The organism is uncultured Porphyromonas sp., from assembly GCF_915070105.1.
Taxonomy (GTDB): Bacteria; Bacteroidota; Bacteroidia; order Bacteroidales; family Porphyromonadaceae; genus Porphyromonas.
Map to the genome: position 1 here is coordinate 54,839 of NZ_CAJZFJ010000003.1, position 6,204 is coordinate 61,042.

The window sequence follows — 6,204 nt, forward strand, 5'->3', positions numbered from 1 at the left end:
ATCTCCGATCATGAACCTAATTAACCCAAGTTGGGTTTATTCGAGTATCATAGTAGAAGAATATGCAAGGAGAGGAACGATTTATGTCGGGGGCATAGTGGCATTGGCTGCTACCCTAAGAATACGACTTATTCGGTAACCACTCAGATGGAGTCAGATAATCTAGGTACGCTTTCCATCTTCTTCTATGATCCAATCATCGTCTCTGCGGAGGGAGGTAAGTATGAGCTGTTTAATATCAGCAATGGAATGGTTACAGCGACCCTCACCCCCTTGAAGACGAGTCGGTATTAGTATCAGAATATTATGAGTAAGTTCATTCGATTATTTGTGCTTATCATCGGAGTCGTCTCTCTCTTTTCCTCCTGCAAGAAGGATGAGGATATAGAGGGTGGAAAGCCCTACCCTCTAGCGGGGACAACCTGGACCTCCCCGATGTCAGAGAATAAGAGGTACACGTCCTTTCGCTTCTTTGCTGGGAACCAGTATGAGGAGCGAACCTTAGACCAGAACGCAGTGCTGATAGATGTCTCTGCTAGGGGGCGCTATGTCGTGACGAAGTATAGAGGCCGGTGGAACGTGGACTTCTATCAGGGTGATAGGATCCGTCATAGCCTATTCATCTACTATGATGAGGGATATATGACGAAGGGCGTCGTTAAGTACCGGAAGCAATAGCTTCACGATAGGGTTTACTCAGGCAAGTACGCTTGTAGAGGAGTTGGTTTTTGCTTGTGCTCTATCCCACGCCCTTGAGCTTGGTGAATCAGAGGTAATCATCGTCTCTGCGGAGGGAGGTAAGTATGAGCTGTTCAATATCAGCAGTGGAACGGTTACAGCGACCTTTACTCCCGTGAAGACGAGTCGTTATTAGTATCAGAATATTATGAGTAAGTTCATTCGACTATTTATCCTCGTTGTGGGGATTATCACTCTCCTCTCCTTCTGCAAGAAGGATGAGGACATAGAGGGCGGAAAGCCCTACCCTCTAGCAGGGACAACCTGGGTTAATCGTCTATCTAGGAATAGGGGCTATGACGTCTACAAATTCATATCAAGAGAGACTTATCAGAGGCAGACTCTTGATAAGAATGCTATCCTTGTGGAGAGTGAGCCTATTGGTGTCTATAGACTAGAGACGTCTAATGGTCGCAGGCTAATCGTCTTCTACAGCAATAGGGGCGCTCGGGTAAATAGCCTCTTCATCGACTATAATGAGGGGACTATGCAACGAGAGGGGGACGTCTACTGGAAGCAATAGATCCCTAGGAGCTCCCTCAGCCCCGTATGTAAGCAGCCCCCAGCGAGTAGTGGTACTCGCTGGGGGCTGCTGCTTTATCTCGCTGTGGGATGAAGAGGAAGGGGCAGGGGGAATTAGGGGCGGTGGTAGATGAGGGCGGCGGCGACTTCGTCTGCCTTCGCCTTGCCTTCGAGGGCTTCGATCACGGCAAGGGCGAAGTCGAAGGTATAGGCTGCGCTCTTGGCTGTGATGAAGTTGCCCGAGCGGACGACGGGGCTCTCCGTTGCCTTCGCACCCTTTAGCTGTCCTTCGAAGCCAGGGTAGGCGGTAGCTTCCTTCCCCTCAAGTAGCCCAAGGCGACCATAGATAGAGGGAGCAGCACAGATAGCAGCTAGGAGCTTGCCGTCGGTGACTGCATCTTGGATCAGTTCGTGTAGGCGGGGTGAGGCATCGAGATTGGTCACGCCGGGTAGTCCACCGGGTAGGACGAGGGCACGGACATCGGCACTATATACCTCGCGGATGGAGAGGTCGGCTTGGATCGCTATGCCGTGTGCGCCGGTGACGTGTGGCTCATCGTCGATGGTGACAATGTGGGTAGGTAGGCCGGCACGGCGTAGGAGGTCGATTGTGGCGACGGCCTCGGTCTCTTCAAAGCCTTCTGCGAGGAAGACGTAGATGTTCTTTGGCATAATAAATTCGGATTGTTGAGGAGTGGGTATAGTTGGGGTGTAGGAGAGGGTGCTCCGTGAGAGGAGCGAGCGCCTTGCCCCCTCGGGAGGAGGGGGCAAGGAAGGGTGGGTTACGACTGGATCTTGAAGCGGTAGGTGATGAGTCCCTCTTGGTCATCAGCACCTGCTACGCTGTTGAATCGTGTCGCACGAGCTGCCGCAAGGGCAGCGTTGCGGATGGAGGTGTCAGCGATATTGGTACCCTGGGCGACGGTAGCCTGTATGACACGTCCTGAGCCATCTACGACGATGCGTACACGTACGACGCCGTCGATAGCTCGGCTGGTGGAGGGTCGGGCTAGGACACCGCCATTGCTGACGATGGTACGCCCGGTGAGGGCATAGCTACCAGCGCTACCGTTGGGGTTGCCCTGATTACCTGTGCCTGAGCTGGCTGTCCCCTGTGACCCTGCTGCACCACTCTGCCGTCCGAAGGCACCCGATACGGAGTGCCCGATCTCCTGACGCTGCGCCTCACGGCGAGCGGCTTCCTCACGGGCTCTGCGTTCGGCTTCGGCACGAGCCTTGGCCTCAGCCTCAGCACGGCGGGTCTCCTCGATGCGCATGCTCTGCTCTATGCTCTGCGTCTGCAGGGGCTGGCTGGAGGTGCGTGAGGGAGCCTTGGGCTGTGGGGTAGGGGTGGGGATCGGAGGAGTGGGAGGGGTAGGGCGAGGCGCCTCGACACGGGTAGACAGAGGAGCTTCGGTAGGTGTACCCCCAGGCTCGACAGCGCCCGCAGCTTGCTCCACATTGCCCACGTTCACTGCCACCATTACCTCTACCGGCTTGGGCTGAGGGTGTGGGGCACTGAGGTAGAGGCTCCACAGCAGGGCTAGAAGACCTGCGTGCAGCGCTAGGGCAATAGCTAGGGCAATCGCCTGACGGCGTAGTGGCGATGAGTCTGATCTACTCATATCGACTAGAGGGTGGTGGGCTGCTCGGTCTCGGCACGTGTGGCGAGGACTACCTTGAGGGAGGACTGCGAGGCAGCGTTGATGACGGCGACGACCTCCTTGTAGGGGATGGTTTCGTCAGCTTGGATGGAGACGTAGGCCTCGGGATGCTCAGCGGCGAAGATCGCTAGCTGCTCCCGTAGCTCCTCCTTGGAGAGCTCGATGGGGACAGCACGCTCGATCCCTAGGTAGTAGCGCATATCAGGGGTGAGGGTGATACGTGCTGCGGGCTGCTCGGGCGAACTCTGAGGGGCAGAGGTCGGTAAGGTAACCTTGATCGTGTTGGGCACGATGATCGTGCTGGTCACGAGGAAGAAGATCAGGAGCAGGAAGATGACGTCTGTCATCGAGGCCATGCTGTAGGAGTCAGAGACCTTGCTCTTACGCTTGAGTGCCATGTGTCGGGTCGGCTAGCGGGGGTTAGTGCACGACTTCGTTCAGTAGGTCCATGAACTCGACCGTCTTGGCCTCCATCTTACCCACGACCTTGTCGAGTTCAGCCACGAGGTAGTTGTAGGCAAAGAGTGCGATGATACCTACGACGAGCCCGCCGACGGTAGTCACTAGAGCCTCGTAGATACCATTGGAGAGGAGGGCTACATCGACCCCACCAGAGCCTGCGTTGGCCATGTCGAAGAAGGCTCGTACCATCCCCGTGACAGTCCCGAGGAAGCCGATCATCGGAGCGCCAGCAGCGACGGTAGCCAGCAGGGGAAGTCCCTTCTCAAGTCTCCCGACCTCGATATTACCGACGTTCTCTACGATGACGAGGATGTCCGCCATAGGGCGACCGATACGGGAGAGTCCCTTGCGGATCATACGGGCGTAGGGGGTATTGGTCTCCTCACAGAGCTTGATAGCGGAGCTGGTCTTGCCCTCGATGACGTAGTCCTTGATACGCTGGACGAAGTACTTGTCTTCCTGCCCAGCGGAGCGCATCTGGATGTACTTCGAGACGAAGATATAGACGGCGAGGAGGGAGAGTAGGAGTAGGACGATCATGATCCATCCGCCCTTAGTAGCGAGGTCAAGGATGGAGAGCGAAGCGGCAGAGGTAGAGTTCTCTGCTAGGGTCTGTGCCAGAGAGGCTGTTGCTGTTGTATCCACGAGGTATAATCCTGTTTAGTTATTTGTCTTATCTATTTATTAAGCTCGCTTGCTAGGCCTTAGCAGGGCTCTCCCTAGCCCGAAGGTATAGGGTAGACCACCCCGAGAGCGAGAGGAGCTACTAGGATGAAGGGGGAGGGGAGGCTCTACTTGCCGAGGCAGGCTCGGTAGCGGCGGATGGTCTCCTGGAGCCCGAGATAGAGGGCATCGGAGATCAAGGCATGACCTATAGATACCTCAGCGAGCGAAGGGATCTGCTCGGCGAAGAACTGTAGGTTCGTGAGGCTCAGGTCGTGTCCTGCATTCAGCTCGAGCCCTACGGCAAGAGCGGTCTCAGCAGCACGGCGGAAGGGGGCAATAGCCTCCTCGGGACCACGAGTGACGTATTCGGCGGCATAGGGCTCTGTGTAGAGCTCTACACGTGTCGTCCCTACGGAGGCGGCAGCCTCGATCTGCCTCAGATCGGTGGAGACGAAGATCGAGGGACGGATCCCCCATTCCCTAAGCTGAGCGACCGTGTCGCAGAGGAAGGTATGGTGGGTGACGACATCCCAGCCCGCATTGCTCGTCAGCGCATCGGGTGCATCGGGGACGAGTGTGACCTGAGCAGGGCGCACCTCGCCGACTAGGCGCATGAACTCTGGGGTGGGATTCCCCTCGATATTGAACTCCGTGGTGACCACTTCGCTTAGCTCATAGACATCCCTATAGCGTATGTGTCGCTCATCAGGGCGGGGGTGTACCGTGATACCCTCGGCGCCGAAGAGCTCGCAGTCCTTGGCTACCTGCAGGAGATTGGGTACGTTGCCCCCACGAGCGTTACGCAGGGTCGCTATTTTGTTTATATTGACACTTAGCCGAGTCATTATCCCGTGATCTTTTATACATTTGTAGGTGTAGGAGAGGCTATCTCTCTTACTCATACAAAGGTAACGTTATTTAACCTACCCACGATACTGTAACGTCCATATTTTACCTACTATGTATAGGATAGCTCTGATTGCCTCCCAGCATCTCTCGGCACACGCAACGCACCTAGCCCAGCTACTGGATGTGCTAGATCGCTCTGATGTAGCTCTTTACTGCGATCGCTCGTTCCAGATAGATCTCGCCGAGGAGTTCCATTTGACGCCTCGTATAGCGGGGGCACTCCCTACGGATATGAGTCCCTTGGATGTAGACTTTGTCCTAAGTCTAGGGGGGGATGGGACGTTCCTAAGGGCTGCCCGCAGGGTCTTCGGACAGGAGATCCCCGTGCTGGGACTCAATATGGGGCGACTAGGCTTCCTCACGGATATGGGGATCGAGGAGGCTCTCCCCCTCCTGCCCCGCCTCTTCACGGGCGACTACACTCTGGAGCGGCGTATGCTCCTCTCGGTAGAGGTCGATGGACACCCCTACGGGCAGGTGCTCAATGATGTGGCACTGCTCAAGCGGGAGACGGGCTCGATGATCAGTATCCACACCCTCCTCGGGGGGGAGGACTACCTCGCCAACTATGAGTGTGATGGGCTCATCGTCTCCACCCCCTCTGGCTCGACTGCCTATTCGCTCAGTGCCTATGGGCCACTGATCATGCCCCAGTGTCACAATATGCTTCTGACCCCGATCGCTCCCCACTCGCTGACGATGCGCCCCCTCGTCCTACCCGAGGATCTATCGGTAGAGATGACGGTGACGGCACGCAATAATACCTTCCTCCTCGTCCTAGACGGACAGACCAAGATCCTACCTACGGGGGTAAAGGTGCGTGTGCAGAAGTCCCAGAGCCAGCTCCGTATCGTACACCTGAGACCCTACTGCTTCGCCGACACGCTCCGCCGTAAGCTCCTCTGGGGAGCACCCGTACGAGAATAGCCTTTGGAAGAGGTAGAGAGGACACCCTACCCCATACAAGAGCCAAAGCTACATCCCGATTGAGGGGAATGGGGGCAGGCCCTGATGCTCTCCTCTCTCTCCCTAGATACCTACGTGCACGTGGCTTGATCCCGTCGCTCTAGAGGGAGAAAATGGGGCTATTAGCCCTAGACTCCCACCTTCGGAAGGGCGGGGAAAAGTCCCCGCATAACTCCCTCTGTATCAAACACGACTAGAGCCCCAAAACGAACATACCTAGAGCGCCGATGCGCTCTAGGTAAGAACGCCCTCATCACCTTACATAGGTGATGAGGGC

Annotated in this window: 9 protein-coding genes; 4 read left to right on the forward strand and 5 right to left on the reverse strand. The window is 56.3% G+C overall.

Features of this window, described 5'->3' with window-relative positions:
* The first annotated feature begins 147 nt into the window (after positions 1-147).
* From QZ554_RS00710 to QZ554_RS00720, 3 genes are all read left to right on the forward strand, one after another.
* Positions 148-294, forward strand: a complete 147-nt coding sequence (locus QZ554_RS00710; protein WP_297193436.1) for a hypothetical protein — start codon at positions 148-150, stop codon at positions 292-294.
* A gap of 12 nt (positions 295-306) precedes the next feature.
* Complete coding sequence (locus QZ554_RS00715) at positions 307-678, forward strand: hypothetical protein (RefSeq protein ID WP_297193437.1); 372 nt, start codon at positions 307-309, stop codon at positions 676-678.
* A gap of 208 nt (positions 679-886) precedes the next feature.
* Positions 887-1,261: a hypothetical protein gene (locus QZ554_RS00720; RefSeq protein WP_297193439.1), complete on the forward strand. Its 375-nt coding sequence runs from the start codon at positions 887-889 to the stop codon at positions 1,259-1,261.
* 113 nt (positions 1,262-1,374) lie between these two features.
* Here the strand turns inward: QZ554_RS00720 and QZ554_RS00725 are convergent, their stop codons facing one another.
* The 5 genes from QZ554_RS00725 to QZ554_RS00745 all read right to left on the reverse strand — a co-directional run bounded on the left by QZ554_RS00725 (position 1,375) and on the right by QZ554_RS00745 (position 4,897).
* The gene (locus tag QZ554_RS00725) at positions 1,375-1,932 is read right to left on the reverse strand and encodes a DJ-1 family glyoxalase III (protein WP_297193441.1); all 558 of its coding nucleotides are present in this window, start codon (positions 1,930-1,932) and stop codon (positions 1,375-1,377) included.
* A gap of 110 nt (positions 1,933-2,042) precedes the next feature.
* The gene (locus QZ554_RS00730; RefSeq protein ID WP_297193444.1) at positions 2,043-2,885 is read right to left on the reverse strand and encodes a TonB family protein; all 843 of its coding nucleotides are present in this window, start codon (positions 2,883-2,885) and stop codon (positions 2,043-2,045) included.
* 5 nt (positions 2,886-2,890) lie between these two features.
* A complete protein-coding gene (locus tag QZ554_RS00735; RefSeq protein ID WP_297193446.1) occupies positions 2,891-3,322 on the reverse strand; it encodes a biopolymer transporter ExbD in 432 nt (143 codons plus the stop codon).
* Positions 3,323-3,344: 22 nt separating this feature from the next.
* The gene (locus QZ554_RS00740) at positions 3,345-4,031 is read right to left on the reverse strand and encodes a MotA/TolQ/ExbB proton channel family protein (RefSeq protein ID WP_297193448.1); all 687 of its coding nucleotides are present in this window, start codon (positions 4,029-4,031) and stop codon (positions 3,345-3,347) included.
* Between the two features lie 146 nt (positions 4,032-4,177).
* A complete protein-coding gene (locus QZ554_RS00745) occupies positions 4,178-4,897 on the reverse strand; it encodes a pyridoxine 5'-phosphate synthase (RefSeq protein WP_297193451.1) in 720 nt (239 codons plus the stop codon).
* A 115-nt stretch (positions 4,898-5,012) separates the two neighbouring features.
* Between QZ554_RS00745 and QZ554_RS00750 the strand changes: the two genes are divergently transcribed.
* Positions 5,013-5,888, forward strand: coding sequence for an NAD(+)/NADH kinase (locus QZ554_RS00750; RefSeq protein WP_297193452.1), 876 nt, complete (start codon positions 5,013-5,015; stop codon positions 5,886-5,888).
* The last annotated feature ends 316 nt before the right edge of the window (positions 5,889-6,204 follow it).